11 protein-coding genes are annotated in these 15,296 nt (G+C 60.2%); 6 read left to right on the top strand and 5 right to left on the bottom strand.

Going from position 1 to position 15,296, the window contains the following annotated elements; translation table 11 throughout:
- Window positions 1-189 precede the first annotated feature (189 nt).
- From QP995_RS02530 to QP995_RS02545, 4 genes are all read left to right on the top strand, one after another.
- On the top strand, window positions 190-954 hold the full coding sequence (locus QP995_RS02530) for a phosphoadenylyl-sulfate reductase (protein WP_284852877.1): 765 nt from the start codon (window positions 190-192) through the stop codon (window positions 952-954).
- A gap of 117 nt (window positions 955-1,071) precedes the next feature.
- The gene (gene cysD / locus QP995_RS02535) at window positions 1,072-1,998 is read left to right on the top strand and encodes a sulfate adenylyltransferase subunit CysD (protein ID WP_070429385.1); all 927 of its coding nucleotides are present in this window, start codon (window positions 1,072-1,074) and stop codon (window positions 1,996-1,998) included.
- Window positions 1,998-3,299 carry a sulfate adenylyltransferase subunit 1 gene (locus QP995_RS02540; RefSeq protein ID WP_048734531.1) on the top strand — a complete coding sequence of 434 codons (1,302 nt, stop codon included), beginning with the start codon at window positions 1,998-2,000 and terminating at the stop codon, window positions 3,297-3,299. The genes cysD and QP995_RS02540 overlap by 1 nt, the downstream gene beginning before the upstream one ends.
- Before the next feature lie 55 nt (window positions 3,300-3,354).
- The gene (locus QP995_RS02545) at window positions 3,355-4,125 is read left to right on the top strand and encodes a sirohydrochlorin chelatase (protein ID WP_187400225.1); all 771 of its coding nucleotides are present in this window, start codon (window positions 3,355-3,357) and stop codon (window positions 4,123-4,125) included.
- A gap of 33 nt (window positions 4,126-4,158) precedes the next feature.
- Here the strand turns inward: QP995_RS02545 and QP995_RS02550 are convergent, their stop codons facing one another.
- Window positions 4,159-5,547: an FAD-dependent oxidoreductase gene (locus QP995_RS02550; protein ID WP_070438263.1), complete on the bottom strand. Its 1,389-nt coding sequence runs from the start codon at window positions 5,545-5,547 to the stop codon at window positions 4,159-4,161.
- A 741-nt stretch (window positions 5,548-6,288) separates the two neighbouring features.
- Here QP995_RS02550 and pta point away from each other — a divergent pair.
- Together pta and QP995_RS02560 are read left to right on the top strand one after the other, a co-directional pair.
- A complete protein-coding gene (gene pta / locus QP995_RS02555) occupies window positions 6,289-7,614 on the top strand; it encodes a phosphate acetyltransferase (protein ID WP_284852901.1) in 1,326 nt (441 codons plus the stop codon).
- 5 nt (window positions 7,615-7,619) lie between these two features.
- Window positions 7,620-8,816, top strand: a complete 1,197-nt coding sequence (locus QP995_RS02560; RefSeq protein WP_284852878.1) for an acetate kinase — start codon at window positions 7,620-7,622, stop codon at window positions 8,814-8,816.
- A 244-nt stretch (window positions 8,817-9,060) separates the two neighbouring features.
- Here the strand turns inward: QP995_RS02560 and QP995_RS02565 are convergent, their stop codons facing one another.
- The 4 genes from QP995_RS02565 to QP995_RS02580 form a co-directional block, all read right to left on the bottom strand.
- On the bottom strand, window positions 9,061-9,912 hold the full coding sequence (locus QP995_RS02565) for a L,D-transpeptidase (RefSeq protein ID WP_016421524.1): 852 nt from the start codon (window positions 9,910-9,912) through the stop codon (window positions 9,061-9,063).
- Window positions 9,913-10,025: 113 nt separating this feature from the next.
- The gene (locus QP995_RS02570) at window positions 10,026-12,500 is read right to left on the bottom strand and encodes a serine/threonine protein kinase (RefSeq protein ID WP_070438255.1); all 2,475 of its coding nucleotides are present in this window, start codon (window positions 12,498-12,500) and stop codon (window positions 10,026-10,028) included.
- Window positions 12,497-13,576: a glutamate ABC transporter substrate-binding protein gene (locus QP995_RS02575; protein ID WP_070438252.1), complete on the bottom strand. Its 1,080-nt coding sequence runs from the start codon at window positions 13,574-13,576 to the stop codon at window positions 12,497-12,499. The genes QP995_RS02570 and QP995_RS02575 overlap by 4 nt, the downstream gene beginning before the upstream one ends.
- Window positions 13,573-15,231 carry a GlnX family signal transduction membrane protein gene (locus QP995_RS02580; RefSeq protein WP_049189482.1) on the bottom strand — a complete coding sequence of 553 codons (1,659 nt, stop codon included), beginning with the start codon at window positions 15,229-15,231 and terminating at the stop codon, window positions 13,573-13,575. The genes QP995_RS02575 and QP995_RS02580 overlap by 4 nt, the downstream gene beginning before the upstream one ends.
- Window positions 15,232-15,296: the final 65 nt, after the last annotated feature.

Genomic DNA, 15,296 nt, shown 5'->3' on the forward strand with positions numbered 1-15,296 from the left:
AGCGCGACTGGGGATCGGTGGCCGAAGCGCACACCCCAATCCGAACCGGGGTGCGGTGATGCATTGCCCTTACTGCGGCGGTGATGATCTGTGGCCCGACCTGGAAACCGATTACGCCTGGCAATGCCGCGAATGCTGCCGGGTATTCACAGTGAAACTGCACGGACATATCGATAGAAAGGTGGCGTCATGAGCACGGGACTGAAAACCGCTGAGGTCATTAAGACTCAGGAGGCGCTCGCGCGTGAAGACGCGCTGGACAACCCGGAAACTGCTCGCCGTCTGATTGAGCTCGCACTGGAGTGGGGCTCCAAGCTGGAGACTGCCACTGCTGGGGAAGTACTGGAATGGGGTGCGGGGCACCTGCACACGCCACTGGCCGTGACCCTGTCGATGCAGGACACAGTGTTGGCGGAACTGGCTGCTCGGCACGCGCCGGAGGCAGATCTGATTTTCCTGGATACCGGTTACCACTTCCCGGAGACCCTCGACGTGGCAGAGCAGGTCGCACAGCGTTACGACAACCGACTGCTGTCGATTGAGCCGAAGCGCACCCGCGCCGAGCAGGACGCCGAAGAGGGCGTTGATCTGTACAAGACCGACCCGACGCGTTGCTGCGCATTGCGGAAGGTCGAGCCGCTGTCTGCCGTGAAGCGCCCCTACGAGGGCTGGGTCACAGGTCTGAAGCGCGTCGACGCGCCGACCCGCGCACACACGCCGGTACTGGAGATCGACAAGACTGGTCGCATCAAGCTCAACCCGTTGGCCACCTGGACAGATGAGGATGTTGCCCAGTACATCGAGGACAACGACCTCATTGTGCATCCGCTGACGCAACAGGGGTTCCCGTCGATTGGCTGCGCGACATGCACCGCGCGAGTGGCAGAGGGCGCGGATCCGCGCTCGGGTCGCTGGGCGGGCTCCGAGAAGACTGAGTGCGGATTGCACCTCTAGTTCGAGCGGCTAGCAGACAGCTACTTGCCGCCAGCCACTAGCCGCCCGCCGATAGCCGACATCAGCTAAAACTGCGCAGTTACAACAGCCAACACAGCCCCAACAGAAAGAACCCCCATGACTAGCTCAACCACCGTTTCCGTACAAAACCGCCTCGACCCGCGGCTTGCCGAGCTGGAAGCCGAGGCCATCGACATTATTCGCCAGACCGCCGGTCAGTTTGACCGTCCGGCACTACTTTTCTCCGGCGGAAAGGATTCCGTCGTCGTGCTCGAGCTGGCCAAGCGCGCTTTCGCACCGGCGGGTATCCCGCTGGAGCTGCTCCACGTCGACACCGGCCACAACTTCCCCGAAGTTATTGAATTCCGCGACAAGATTGCCGCTCAGCCGGGCATCAAGCTGCACGTAGCCAAGGTCCAAGACTGGATCGACAGCGGCGTGCTCACTGAGCGTGCCGACGGCACCCGCAACCCCTTGCAGACCGTGCCGCTGGTGGAGACCATTGCCAACCGCGGTTACGATGCCGTTCTCGGTGGCGCCCGCCGCGATGAGGAGAAGGCCCGCGCAAAGGAGCGCGTGTTCTCCGTTCGCGACTCCTTCGGCGGTTGGGATCCACGCCGTCAGCGCCCTGAGCTGTGGGGCCTCTACAACGGTCGCCACGCCGCCGGAGAGAACGTCCGCGTTTTCCCAATCTCGAACTGGACCGAGGCCGACGTCTGGGCCTACATCGAAGCCCGTGACATCGAACTGCCGCCCATCTACTTCTCCCATGAGCGTGAGGTGTTCAACCGCGGCGGTATGTGGCTGGCACCGGGCGAGTGGGGTGGACCCCGCGACGGCGAGACCCTCGAGGTTCGCACTGTCCGCTACCGCACTGTCGGTGACATGAGCTGCACCGGCGCTGTCGAATCGACTGCCACCACTATTGCGGAGGTCATGGAGGAACTTCGCACATCCAAGCTCACCGAGCGCGGCGCTACCCGCGCAGATGACAAGTTGTCCGAATCCTCCATGGAAGACCGCAAGAAGGAAGGTTACTTCTGATGAGCCAGCCAAATTCCCCAGCTACCCTGATTACCGCTGACCGCGCCACTCGCGCTCGTCGCACTCTTCGCCTGTGCACCGCTGGCTCCGTCGACGACGGTAAGTCCACCTTCGTCGGTCGCCTGCTGCACGACACGAAGAACATCCTCGCTGACCAGTACGAGGCCGTCGTCGCCTCCTCACAGGCGCGCGGTCAGGAAAACCCTGACCTGTCGCTGCTGGTCGACGGTCTGCGGGCCGAGCGCGAGCAGGGCATCACCATTGACGTCGCCTACCGCTACTTCGCCACCGACGTCCGCTCGTTCATCCTCGCCGACTGCCCTGGTCACGAGCAGTACACCCGAAACACCATCACTGGTATGTCCACCGCCGAGGCCGTCGTTTTGCTTATCGACGCGCGCAACGGCGTCGTGACGCAGACCAAGCGTCACGCAACGGTGGCCGGTCTGCTGGGCGTTCGCCACGTAATCTTTGCTGTCAACAAGATTGACTTGCTGGACTACAGCGAAGAGGCCTTCCGCAAGATTGAGTCGGATGTGGCAGCACTAGCAGAGCGCCTGGGTCTGCAGAACACCTTCGTTGTTCCAGTGTCGGCTCTGGTCGGCGACAACATTGTCGATTCTTCTGAGCACACTCCGTGGTACGAGGGTCCGACCGTGCTGGAGCTGCTGGAAAACCTCAACATCGGTGCCGACCTGGAAACCGATGCCGAGGCTGACCTGCGCCTGCCCATCGACTATGTCATTCGCGATCACGCCACTGAATACCGTGGTTACGCCGGCCGTATCGCCGCAGGTAGCGTGCGTGTGGGCGATGTTGTCTCCGTAGACGCCAACCGTCAGGCTACGGTCACGAAGATCACCGTGGCAGCTGAGGATGTCACTGAGGCCGTGGCCGGCCAGTCGGTGGCCATCAGCCTGGATGCCGAGTTCGACCTAGCCCGTGGCGACCTCATCAGTGGCACGCGCCCGGAAGACGTGCGCCGTTTCTCCGCCGTGGCCGTCCACCTTGCAGACAAGCCGTTGGCAGTCGGTCGCGTCGTAGAGGTGCGCTATGGTGCCGCGCTGGTGCGTGGTCGTATCGCTTCCGTCGATGCGCTCATCGATATCGAAACCGGTGAGCCCACCGGTGTGGCTGATCAGCTTGCAGTCAACGACGTCGCTGAGATCACCGTCGAGGTCGCACAGCCGCTGCCGGTCGATGCCTACCGCGTCGGTGGTCGTGTCGGTGCGTTCCTGCTCATCGAGCCGGGCACCGGTGACACCCTCACCGCAGGCCTCGTGCGTGGCGCTGCCCAGTAGAGCTGCCAGGTAGAGAAACCAGAAAGCACAGCTAGCGAGCCTGAGGAGACCATCGATGACCGCACTGATTCTGCTTGCGCACGGTTCTCGGCACTCAGAGACCAAACCGGTGCTCGAAGACGTGGTCGCGCTCGTGCGCGAGAAGATGCCGCTCACCCGCCTCGATGCGCCCTCTCAGATTCGCCTCGCCTGGCTGGACCTCGACGAGCCCTCACTGGATACCGTCTGTGCCGAGCTCGCCGCTGCCGGCGAGACTCAGGCACTGGCCGTACCGCTCCTGTTCACCGATGCGTTCCACTCGCGAGTCGACGTTCCCGAACAGGTTCGACTCTGCGATCGGCATGGTGTTGACATCACAGTGGCTGAAGGACTCGGGCTTGGCGACGGCACGAAGCGCGCCGTCGTAAAGCGAATCATCGAAGCGGCGGAGAATGCATCTTTTTCCTGGCCGGTCGATGCGCTGGTGATGGGGGTCGGCTCCTCTGATGAGGATGCCAATGCGGCGGTGCACCAGTTTGCGGCAAATCTTGGCGGGATGCTGCCGGGACATGTGAGCGCGGCATTCGTGGTCGGTCCTGAGAAAATCAAGGGAGCCGATGCTGTGGCCGCGGCGCAGGAGCGCGCGGCCAAGCGCGGACGCGGACTCGTAGTGGTGCCGCTGTTTACCGCGCCGGGCCTACTGTGGGATCGAGTCATCGATGCGGGCGCTGCCGACGGTGCTGGTCAGGTGGCTTTTGGTGAGCCATTGGTCGAGCTGTTGGCGCCGATTGTGTGCTGCCGCTGGGACTCGCGCGCCGCGTACACGGACGTGAAGGTAGTGGCGTAGCCGACGCTTTTTATCCGTCCTAGTTACTCGCCGTTACTCGCCCTTGGAGTGGGTGACCATCTCATCCCACTCGACGTACTTCTTGCGTTCGCGGCCCTCGGCCTCGCCGGCGGTGCGTTCGGCAGCATCGAGCTTGTGCCAACCTTCCCAGTCCAGGTAGTCGATACCCTTGGACTCCAGCAGCTCGTTGACAGCGGACAACTCCGGCTTCGACGGGTTGAATTTCTTGCCCTCAGCGGCATCGGCCAGGAGATTGGCCACGGCCTCGTTGGCATCGCCCTTGGTATTACCAATCAGGCCGACCGGTCCGCGGCGAACCCAACCGGTGGTGTAGAGGCCAGTGATGGCCTCAGCTGCTTCATCCTCGGTGTTGTCGGATTCGATGACTCGACCACCGACGTTGGAAATGACATTCTTCACGTTGTCGAACGGGATACCCGGCAGCGCATCAGAGCGGTAGCCCACGGCGGAGTAGACAGCGCCGACCTTCCAGTCGGTGGTCTCGCCGGTCGGCCGCAGCCCGCCAGCACCGTCGTATTCCATGCGCTGAGTGCGCAAGCCTGTCACATGCTGCTCGCCGTCGGTACCCTCCTCGCTGAGGATTTCCACTGGCGACTCGAAGAAGTGAATGTAGAGCTTGTGCGGTGCGTTCTTCGGCTCACGGATGGCGTAGTTCTCCAGGATGGTGCAGACCTGGTCAGTAATCTTGGAGTTGCGACGCATAATCTCGGATGCGGAGTCGTAATCAATATCGCGCGGATCGACAACGACCTCGACGTTCGGTGAGTAGTCGAGTTCCTTGAGCTCCAGCGGAGTGAACTTTGCCTGTGCCGGGCCGCGGCGGCCGAAGACGTGGACTTCCTTGGCCTTATTTGTCTTCAGAACCTCGTAGACATTGTCCGGAATCTCTGTGACGTGCAGTTCCTCACCGGTCTTCGCCAGGATTCGGGAGACATCCAGCGCGACGTTGCCGACACCGACGACGGCCACGGACTCCGCCGAAAGGTCCCAGGTGCGCTCAAAGAGTGGATTGCCGTCATAGAAGCCCACGAATTCGCCTGCGCCGAAGTGCTCCGGCAGGTCCGCTCCCGGCGTTGGCAGTGCGCGGTCGCCGACGGCACCGGTGGCGAAGATGACGGCGTCGTAATGCTCCTTTAATTCGTCGAGTGTGATGTCCTTGCCGAACTCAACGTTGGAAAATAGGCGCAGCTCCGGCTTTTCCATCACGCGGTGCAAGGCCATGATGATGCCCTTGATGCGTGGGTGGTCGGGGGCGACGCCGTAGCGGATTAGACCGAATGGAGCCGGCATCTTTTCAAACAGATCGACTTCCACGTCAGTACTGGATTTCATCAGTGCATCGGAAGCATAAACACCGGCCGGGCCAGAGCCAATTACGGCAACGCGGAGCGGGCGATTCATGAAGTGTGTCCTTCTTTCTCTAATGCTTTACGACGGTCACGAGGCCGCGGCATAAGTAGCTGCCAGCGGTGACCTCGTGGGGAAAGGAGTTATTGGTGAGCTATCGGTTTATTCGACATTCCCAATGGTAGCGCCCCCAATCGTAGCGATAACTTACGAAAAATCGAGAGGTGAGCATCACATCATCGGTGAGATGCTTTTGAAGGCATACAAAACTAAATGTGACCTTAGTCACGTCTAATGTGGAAATTTGGGCTAGTTCACTAGAAAAACCGCATAAAAGCCGCGATTATGCGGGAAAATTGTTGGAATCTGTGGGGAAAAGTGTGGCTACCAGGGGTAACCAAAGAGGTTTGAGTCCGCCGTGAGATGTAAGGTGACTCACAATAAGATGAAAATAATGATTTGGGACTCAGCGGGATTAGATTCAGCAGGATTAGAAGCTCAGCATGGTCTTGAGCCTCCGGCAGTCCAACGGCTCGAGCCAAGTCAACGTTTAAATAAGTCAACGATTAAGCGCAGTGCGAGAAAGGAACGTCGGTGAGCGATAAGAACGCCCAAGCGTCCACCAACAACTCCGCAGTCCTGATTACTTCAGTGGACCGCGCAGACAATCTGCAAGATGTCATTACGGCATTGTCTGAGGCACTGGGTGGGGCACGTTGCCTCCACACTGTCGGTGGGGCGCACGGCGCCACCGTGGATCAGGTTGTTGTGGATCCGGAATCCGCGCTTGACACCATCGTCAGTGCTGTTGAGGCTGATCGCGCTGCTAACGAGGGGGCGGCTGTTCTGACCGGCTCCGGCAACCTCGATTTTGACTTCCGCATTGCCACCGTCGCCGGCGCCGGTGTCATCGTTGTCGCTGGTGGCGAGGGCTGCCACACAGAGGCCGCAAAGGCTCGCGTTCGTTTGGCTCTCAGCAGTGCAGCTCAGCGTCACAGCGAGGTACTCGCAGTTGTCCTTACAGGGGAGGAGGCAGCTGAGGCTGCTAAGACTCTCGAGCTCGACGTTCCCGTTGTTGCCGTTGACGATGCTGAGGGGCTGCGCAAGGTCGTAAGCCGCGAGGTCACCGCAGTGATGACTCCACAGCGTTTCCAGTGGTGGCTATTGCAGCGCGCCAAGGCTGATAAGCGTCACATTGTGCTGCCAGAGGGGGACGATGACCGCATTCTTGAGGCCGCTGATTACCTCCTGCGCGAGGACATCTGTGAGCTTACTATCCTCGGTGACCCGGATGCTATGAAGGCGCGCGCCGCCGAACTTGGTTTTGACATCGACGCCGCCCATCTCTGGAACCCACAGACCTCCGAATATGTTGAGCAGTTCGCGGAACAGTTCGCAGAGATGCGCAAGGCCAAGGGGGTCACGCTGGAGCAGGCCCGTGAGACGATGCAGGACATCTCCTACTTTGCGACGATGATGATTCACAACGGGCTTGTCGACGGCATGGTGTCCGGTGCAGCCCACACAACTGCGCACACCATTCGTCCGTCCTTGCAAATCATTAAGACCAAGCCGTCGGCTTCCACGGTGTCGTCGCTGTTCCTCATGGTTATGGACAACTCGCTGTGGGGTTTTGCGGACTGTGCGGTGCTGCCGAAGCCGGCTCCGGAACAGCTGGGTGAAATCGCGGTGGTATCCGCCGAGACTGCAGCTTCCTTCGGTATCGACGCCCGCGTCGCCATGCTGAGCTACTCCACTGGGGCATCCGGCACAGGTGAGGATGTTGATCGTGTGAAGGCGGGTCTGGCCAAGGCCAAGGAGCTGGCTCCGGACCTCGCTGTCGATGGTCCGCTGCAGTTCGATGCCGCTATTGACCCGTCTGTGGCTGCGAAGAAGATGCCGGATTCCTCCGTTGCGGGTAAGGCAACTGTTTTCGTGTTCCCGGATTTGGACGCCGGTAACATCGGGTACAAGATTGCCCAGCGCTGTGGTGGTGCGTTGGCAATCGGCCCGATTCTGCAGGGCTTGAACAAGCCGGTCAACGACCTCTCCCGTGGCGCCACGGTGCCGGACATCATCAACACGGTTGCAATTACCGCTATTCAGGCTGGAGGAAACTAATTATTATGTCCCGTCACGTACTTGTTTTGAACTCCGGTTCCTCCTCTATCAAGTTTCAGCTGGTAGATCCGGAGAAGGACTCAACGCAGCCGCCGTATGTCTCCGGTCTGGTGGAGCGCATTGGTGAAGAAGACGGCATTATTAATCTGAAGTTCTCCGGACAGAAGATTGAAATCACTGAGCCGATCGCTGACCACGCCAGTGGTCTTGACCGCGCGTTCGAGCTGATGGATGAGCACGGTGTTGGTCCGGAGTCGGTGGATATTGCGGCCGTCGGTCACCGCGTCGTTCACGGTGGTCGCCTGTTCTCTGGACCGGAGCTGATTACCGACGAAATCGTCGGCATGATCCGCGACCTTATTCCGCTGGCGCCGCTGCACAACCCGGCCAATATCGTAGGCATCGAAGAGTCTCGCAAGCTGCTTCCGGACGTGCCTCACGTCGCCGTCTTCGACACTGGTTTCTTCCACACCATGCCGCCAGCTGCTGCTCTGTACCCGCTCAACGCAGAGGTCGCATCGAAGTTTGATATCCGTCGTTACGGCTTCCACGGCACCTCGCATGAGTTTGTTTCCAAGCAGGTGCCGGACCTTCTGAATAAGCCGGCAGAGGAAATCAACCAGATTACGCTGCACCTGGGTAATGGTGCGTCGTGTGCGGCTATCCGAGGTGGCCAGGCGATGGATACCTCGATGGGGCTGACCCCGCTGGCTGGTCTGATGATGGGCACCCGTACCGGTGACATTGACCCGGGCGTCATCTTCCACCTCTACCGCAACGGCATGAGCATCGACGAGATCGACAATCTGTGCAACCGCCAGTCCGGTCTGAAGGGTGTCTCTGGTGTCAATGACTTCCGAGTCCTGCAGGAGCGCATGGATGACCACGACCCGGATGCTTGGGCTGCATACCAGATGTATGTCCACCAGCTGCGCCGCTACATTGGCTCTTACATGCTGATTCTCGGCCGCCTCGATGCCATCACCTTCACCGCAGGTGTCGGTGAGAACCACGTCGGTATTCGCCGTGATTCTATGGCTGAGCTTGAGAACTTTGGTATCAAGATTGATGACGAGCTCAACTCCCAGCCGAATGACGGCCCGCGTCTGATTTCGGCGGAGGACTCCAAGGTCAAGGTCTTCGTGGTACCGACCAACGAGGAACTGGCCATTGCCCGCTACGCAATGAGCTTCGTGGAGTAGGTTTTGGGGCAGGGGCCCTGGCGAGTAGGCAGGACCCCCTGTAACCCTCCGTAATCGACGGCTGCTAGATGCCCCATCTGTTGAATCCGCAGCTGTGACCCAACAAAAATGAGCTCGCTCCCACTGTCTTCCAAACTGGAAGAACCTAGTGGGGCGAGCTCATTTTTCACCGCCGGGGCGACTGCGCCTATGCCTCAACAGGCTCAGTCACCCGGTCATCGTTTCAACGCATCAGCGCAGCTAACTACCAGATGTAGACGCCGTCGCCGACCTGCAGGGTATCGAAGTACTTCACAGCATCATCGTGGTTCAGGTGGATGCAGCCGTGGGACATCTGATTAACAGAGCCCTCGTGGAAAGCTTCGCCGTCGTTGGTGAAGTACACCGAGAACGGCATCGGACCGTTGTAAGGACGGGACCACTCATCGCGGACCTTGCGGGTAACGCTCAGGTGGCCGCGGGTGGTTTCGTAACCCGGCATACCGGAGGACATTGGCACCGGACCGTAGGTGATGTTGCCATTTTCCTGCAGCCAGGTCTTCTGGTTAGCCAGGTCAACGCATGCGCGGGCGCTCGGCGGGCACGGGTTGTTTGGCTCTGGGCGTGGTTCAGGGCGTGGCTTCTGCTCTGGCTGTGGAGCAGGGGCAGGCGCCGGCTCAGGCTGCGACGGCTCGTCCTGGCCCCCCAGCAAACCGAAAATCTCGTTGACGACGCGGGTGGCTTCGGCCTTCTGTGCAGCTGGCAACGGCAGGCTGTCGATGGCGTTCAGCAGCTGAGTTTTGACCTTGTCCGCCACCTGCTTGTTGTTTTCAGCGAACTTGAAGTTTTCATTAATCAGAGCGACGACCGAATCCGGCAGCTTCACCGAAGAGGAATCCAGTACCTCAGAGAGCTCAGGGGCAAGGTCGCCCGAATTCAGAGTCGAGATCTCCGGCAGCTTGAGGTCCCGAACACTCTGGCTAAGCGACTGCAGGTCTGGAGAAACCGGCAGGGCAACGGCAGTGCCGGCCCCAATACCAAAGGCGGTGGTGAGGGCTGCAGCGCTGATAATTACGCGCTTAGCGCTGCGGAGAGAGGATTTCGAAGAGGCAAACATAGAGGATATCTTAAACCACGAAAGGCAATTCTCTCTTTATTCACCAATTCTGGGGTGGCGCTCAGGCCCACAACAGCATGTTTGACCAGGTTCGGTAAGGAGCTGTTAGAGAGCTAACGCCAAGTCCGTGGCCGAATGAGATTTGCGATATCCACCAAGTTGTAGCGGTGTCGCGGAAACTGCGAAGAGCGTGCCAGCATCCGTAAGTCTTTTTCCAATCCTTCACGCAGGCCGGCCACGGTAAAGGGCGCATCGAAAAGACCATTGGAGCTAGCTGCATGGTCGAGGTTCGAGCTGCGCAACCAGTTCAGCGCGGACGCCATCACGGCGATGCGCAGCTGTGGCATGCGCGGTTCATTCGTCGGCAGCTCCACCAGACGACGCGCAGCACGGCGAATTCTCGATTCAGTTAACTCGGAGGGCATCCCTGAGGTGAGCATCAGAATCGTCGTCAAACGTGCCATGCGATGGTGACGGGAGTTACCGGGTACGCGGTCAAGCTGGGAGATAGCCATTTCGTGTTGGCGCTCAGAGGCCAGCTGACGAGCTAGCCCGAAGGCGGAGGATACCGTCGTCGGGTTGGCCGCCCACACGACGGCGTAGAGACGCAGGGTGTTGAAACGAATCGTCTGAGGCGACAGGGACTCGCTGGCCCAGGCGGGGGAGAAGATCTCGGGCGTATCGGCAGCGACATTATCCAGCGCGCTGCTCAAGTTCGCGGCGGCGCGGGCGACAGCGGGCTCGAGGAGAGATGCGTTGGCGATGCCCAAGCGCTGTTGAATCAACTCGAGAGTCGCTGCCAGCGCCAACTTCGGGGCGGGCTCGCCGGGCAGCATCGTCAGCACGTGGTGGAACGAGGCGAGGGCATCGTTGAATTGGTCGAGAAGCAAATAAGTCACGCCCTCGTACCAGTGATAACGCCAATCGCGCTGCAAACGTTCAGAGACATCGCAGAGGCTGTCGCGGGCCTCATCAATTAATCCGAGGTCCAGTTTTGCACGCACGATGCCCAGTGGAATTTCCACCGAAGAACCATACTCGGGTTCGGACAGAGCATTGGTCAGTGCCTCGATAAGTTCGTTGGGCTCCGTAAATGACGAGGCACTCAAGATGCGCGCACCCGGATCTGTCGGGTTAATCAGTGGTACAGGCAGCGCGAAGGTCACTTCTTGCGGAGTGATTTCCACGCCGCGGGTGATGCCGTCGACAAGCTGATCGGTGCGGAACACCAGGTGCTTGGTGCCGTACGTGGAACGCTGCGGCGAGAAATTCGACACCGCCTGCGGGAATTGCACGCCGTCGCGCACCGCCAGAATCTCGCGCAATACGCCGATGAGCTGCACACTCATCTCTTCAGCAGAACCGAAGCGAGCCTCCGGGTTCTCGTGGCAAGCGCGTAGTAGGAAGCGGTAGAGCGAGTAAAAACGGCGGAACAGAGGCTCTTCGACAGGTGAGGGTAGCCCCGGGTCGTAGACGCCGTTGGTCGCCGGCAACTTCAGAATCAGCGAGGCCAGCGTGCGGCCGACTGTGTAGATATCGCTGGCAATCGTCGGTCCCGTCGTGGCAATCTCCGGCGCCTGGAAACCGGGCGTGCCGTAGATATGGCCGTAGGCGCCGATGCCGGTGACCGCGCCAACGTCGATAAGCGTGACGTGGTCTTCGCTGAGCAGCACGTTGTCCGGCTTCAAATCGTTGTAGACAACGCCGCGCGAGTGCAGGTAATCCAGCGCGGGGAGCAGCTCCAGGATGTAGCCAATCGCCAGGTCACAGGGCATGACGCCGTCGGGGTAGCTCCGTCGCTGCTTGCGTAACGACGGGCCGCCGACGTACTCCATCACAATGAAGCCGGTGGCGCTGTTGGCGTCCGTCTCATCGATGAAGTTGATAATCTTCACAATTCCCGGATGCGAGATTTCCGCGAGGAACTCGCGTTCCGCCTGGACTACGGCGAAATCCTTCTCGTTTTTCGCTGCCATCATGCCCTTGAGCACGACCCAACGATCCGAGACATTGTGGTCAATCGCCAGATAAATCCAGCCGAGACCACCGTGGGCAATCGGGCCCACGATCTCGTACTGATCCGCCACGATATCGCCGGCTTTCAGGCTCGGCGCCGGCTTATTCGTCGCTCGAATCTTCTCATCACTCATTACTGCATCGCGCGGATCCTGCGTTGTGATGTACGGCAGGTGCACCATGCCGTCGGCGACAGTGCGTCCGCGGTGTGCATTCGATCGCCTCCGGCGGAAGTCCTCCAACGCTTTCCGGTGCGAGGCCATCGACGGATCTGGCGTCTGGGCGCCGGGTTGGGTCGTCGCGCTTGACGACGAGCCCCCGCGCCCCAACAATTCGGCGATATCGAACTCTTCGTCATCGTCATCATCGTCCGCAAAAGGGTCGAAGGCGACAGCGGCAGTGCCGGGCTCTTGTTCGTCGTCTTCATCGGCGAATGGGTCGAAGGCGACGGCCTGAGTGGCAGCTGCCTCTGCCTCTGCGTGAGCATCCTCCTGGGGCTCCGGCGTGTACTGGGGATGCTGGGCTTGCTCGGATTGCTGGGCTTGTTCGGAGAACTGGTTTTCGTCGCTCATCGGTTATCCACCTCGCCTTCTGGAGCAGCTTCCGGTGTGGGGGAGATTCCAAGTATGTCTTCATCGTCGCCGTACTGTGGCGATGGCTGTGTACCGCTTGGCAGGAAGGGGCCGAACCAAGTGTCGTAGAGGGACTGCCAGGTGCCATCGCTGGCCATACGCTCCAGGGTCGCGTTGATTTGGCGAACTAGGCCTGGGTTCCCCTTGGATACACCGGCCGCGTAGCTTTCCTCGTTCAAGCCCCGCTGGACAATGGCGGTAGCCGGATCTTGGTCGTTGATACCAGCGAGGATGGTGTCATCGGCAACGACAATCTCTGCCTGGCTGTTTTGAAGTGAAATGAGGCAGTCCGACCAGTTACCGACCAACAGCAGCGTATTGTTCGGCGAGAGCCGTCGAATCAAATCCTCGGTAGTGGATCCCCGGGAAACGCAGATGCGACCGTCCTCGACGTCCTCGGGGGAAGCATCGCCACCCGGCGAAGAGACTAGAACTCCAGCTCGTGCTGTCAAATACGGTGTGGAGAACAGCACCCTTTCGCGCCGGGCATCGGTGACCGTCATAGTGCGCAAAACGACATCGACAGTGCCGTCTTCGAGTGCGGCAGTGCGTTCGTTGCTGTCGACGAACCGAAACTCGACAGCATCGGGATTGTCAAAGATGTCCCGGGCAATCTCTTGTGCCAGGGATACTTCAAACCCCGAGAGCTCTCCGGTGCTGAAGTCGCGGAAGCTGAGCAGGTTCAATGATTGGTCAACACCAACGATGATGCGGCCGCGCTGGTAAATCTCCGGGATTCGCTCTTCCGGTGTTTGGTCATCGGGGGCGAGCGTGGACAGATCTGGGGCGTTGGCTTCTGCCGCAGGCTTCCTCGAGGAGGCTTTGTCGTAGAACGCGCCCGGTGGCAGGGGGAAGTCACCGGTGGCCTCCAGGATTGTGCGCGAGTAGGGATCGTCGGCAAGCGAATCGGTCGCGCAGGCACTGACGGTGAGCCCGGCGATGGCGAGTGCACCAAGGACGGCCCTGCGCCGCCAACCGGCGAGACTGTGGAGCGACGGGGAGAACGAAACGATCATAGGTACTCCAGAAGCCGGTGTCGGAAGCCGAAAACAACCAGAACTGCCGCGATGACGGTCAGCGTAACCGTGGCGAGGGACAGTGCCGCGATAGCGCGACGGGATTGGTCGAGGTTCTCACGGGCGGTCAGGCGGGACTCGGCGATGGAATTCTGTAGCGACTCATCGACCTGGTTGAACGCAGTCGCCGACGAGCTGGCATTATCCACATCGGTCGCGATGCGAACCGCACCGGCGTAGTCTCCTGAACTCAAGTGCTCCATCATCAGGTTGTGGCCGGACTCCCAGCTGTAGATACCGTGGATGGCGGCTCTGACATCGTCGTCCGGCGCGTTGGCGTCCACTCTTTCCAGCTCGCCGACCAGGGTGCGCACCGACTGCGAGAAGGACTCCGCATCCGCGGGCTGACGGCGCACTAAGCCGAGGGTTTCGCTGGCGCGTAGCTGCTGGGCATCAATGCGTACTTGGGTTAGGGCATGAACGTCCGGGCGCTGCTCTCCGAAGAGGGAGTTAGACTGCCACGGCTGAGTGGTGGCGATTCCCACACCGACAAGTGCGATGGCCATCAGCATGGTTGCACCAAACAGGCCGACGTTGAATAGTCGACCGGTGCGGCGAGTCAGCCACCACTGTGTGATTAGCAGCATCAAAATTGCCGCTGCCAGGCCTGACATCGGGAAAAGAGGTGGTTTCGATAGTTCGCGCTGCTCCTCATTAGTGGTGGTACTGGTGCGTTCGTAGAGCGATTTTGCAGCTGGCAGAATCTGGACCTGCATCAAGTTTGAGGCAGAGGCGAGGTACGCGACACTGACGGGGTTGCCCTGGCGCGCATTCGCGCGAGCTGTCTCGACCATGCCGGTGTAGACCGGCAACAGTCGCTGTACAGTCGCGACATCCTTCATCTCTGGATCATCGACGTTTTCAATGCCCGTAGCTGCGCGGGTAGCGGACATGGATGCTTGTGCGATGACATCGTCGAAGTTGCTGACCAAGTCCTGGCTGCTGTTGAGCGTGCCGCGGGAAAAAGCGGTGTTGGCCGACGCATCGGCAATCGTCAGCGAGGCATAGAGATTCTGCGAGGCATTGGCCATCGGCTCGCTCAGCTGCGAAATGCGGGTGAGCTGCTGCTGGCGTTGCGAGGTTGTTTGCCACATGGATAGGCCGGCGGCCAGGATTGCGACGATGAGGATGAGGGCGACTATGGTCAATCGGCCCGGCGACGTTATCAAAAATGACGCTGACCGGCGCACATACGTGGCCGACGGGCCGAGCTTGTCGTAGAGGCGCTCACCGAGAAAACGTGTCAATCTCCGGTTGCGCGGGCCAATCTCCAGGGCATCCACGCGCAAGTCTGTATCGCGCGGAGAGTCTGCCAGGGCTGTTGGGGTTGCGGCCGTTGCTGGGGCATTAGCCGAGGACTCTGTAGTGTCCAGAGCAGTTGATGGTGCCGCGCTCTCGGGAGCCGGGGTGGCGGCGGGAGTATCTTTCGATTCCTTTGCCGCCTGAGCCGCAGTGTGTATGTCTAAGCTTTCGCCACCGGGAGTGGTGCGACCGCTGAAACGAGTTCGGCGTGGAGCGCGATTCTTGCGGTGGAATGGGTTTCGGCTTTTGTCGTGGGCGCGGGAATGAGGCGCACTTGAAGTGGTTTCACCCATGTGCACGTGTCCTTCCGACGTGACCGAAGTCGCCTGCGACGATCTCTCCGCTCAGAGCAACGTTA

The sequence above is a fragment of the Corynebacterium sp. MSK032 genome, assembly GCF_030232065.1.
Classification (GTDB): domain Bacteria; phylum Actinomycetota; class Actinomycetes; order Mycobacteriales; family Mycobacteriaceae; genus Corynebacterium; species Corynebacterium jeikeium_D.

What these genes read in the sequence shown, in the direction of transcription:
- QP995_RS02530 (WP_284852877.1), top strand. Translation starts at nt 190, where the DNA reads ATGAGCACGGGACTGAAAACCGCTGAGGTCATTAAGACTCAGGAGGCG.
- cysD (WP_070429385.1), top strand. Translation starts at nt 1,072, where the DNA reads ATGACTAGCTCAACCACCGTTTCCGTACAAAACCGCCTCGACCCGCGG.
- QP995_RS02540 (WP_048734531.1), top strand. Translation starts at nt 1,998, where the DNA reads ATGAGCCAGCCAAATTCCCCAGCTACCCTGATTACCGCTGACCGCGCC.
- QP995_RS02545 (WP_187400225.1), top strand. Translation starts at nt 3,355, where the DNA reads ATGACCGCACTGATTCTGCTTGCGCACGGTTCTCGGCACTCAGAGACC.
- QP995_RS02550 (WP_070438263.1), bottom strand. Translation starts at nt 5,547, where the DNA reads ATGAATCGCCCGCTCCGCGTTGCCGTAATTGGCTCTGGCCCGGCCGGT.
- QP995_RS02560 (WP_284852878.1), top strand. Translation starts at nt 7,620, where the DNA reads ATGTCCCGTCACGTACTTGTTTTGAACTCCGGTTCCTCCTCTATCAAG.
- QP995_RS02565 (WP_016421524.1), bottom strand. Translation starts at nt 9,912, where the DNA reads ATGTTTGCCTCTTCGAAATCCTCTCTCCGCAGCGCTAAGCGCGTAATT.
- QP995_RS02570 (WP_070438255.1), bottom strand. Translation starts at nt 12,500, where the DNA reads ATGAGCGACGAAAACCAGTTCTCCGAACAAGCCCAGCAATCCGAGCAA.
- QP995_RS02575 (WP_070438252.1), bottom strand. Translation starts at nt 13,576, where the DNA reads ATGATCGTTTCGTTCTCCCCGTCGCTCCACAGTCTCGCCGGTTGGCGG.
- QP995_RS02580 (WP_049189482.1), bottom strand. Translation starts at nt 15,231, where the DNA reads ATGGGTGAAACCACTTCAAGTGCGCCTCATTCCCGCGCCCACGACAAA.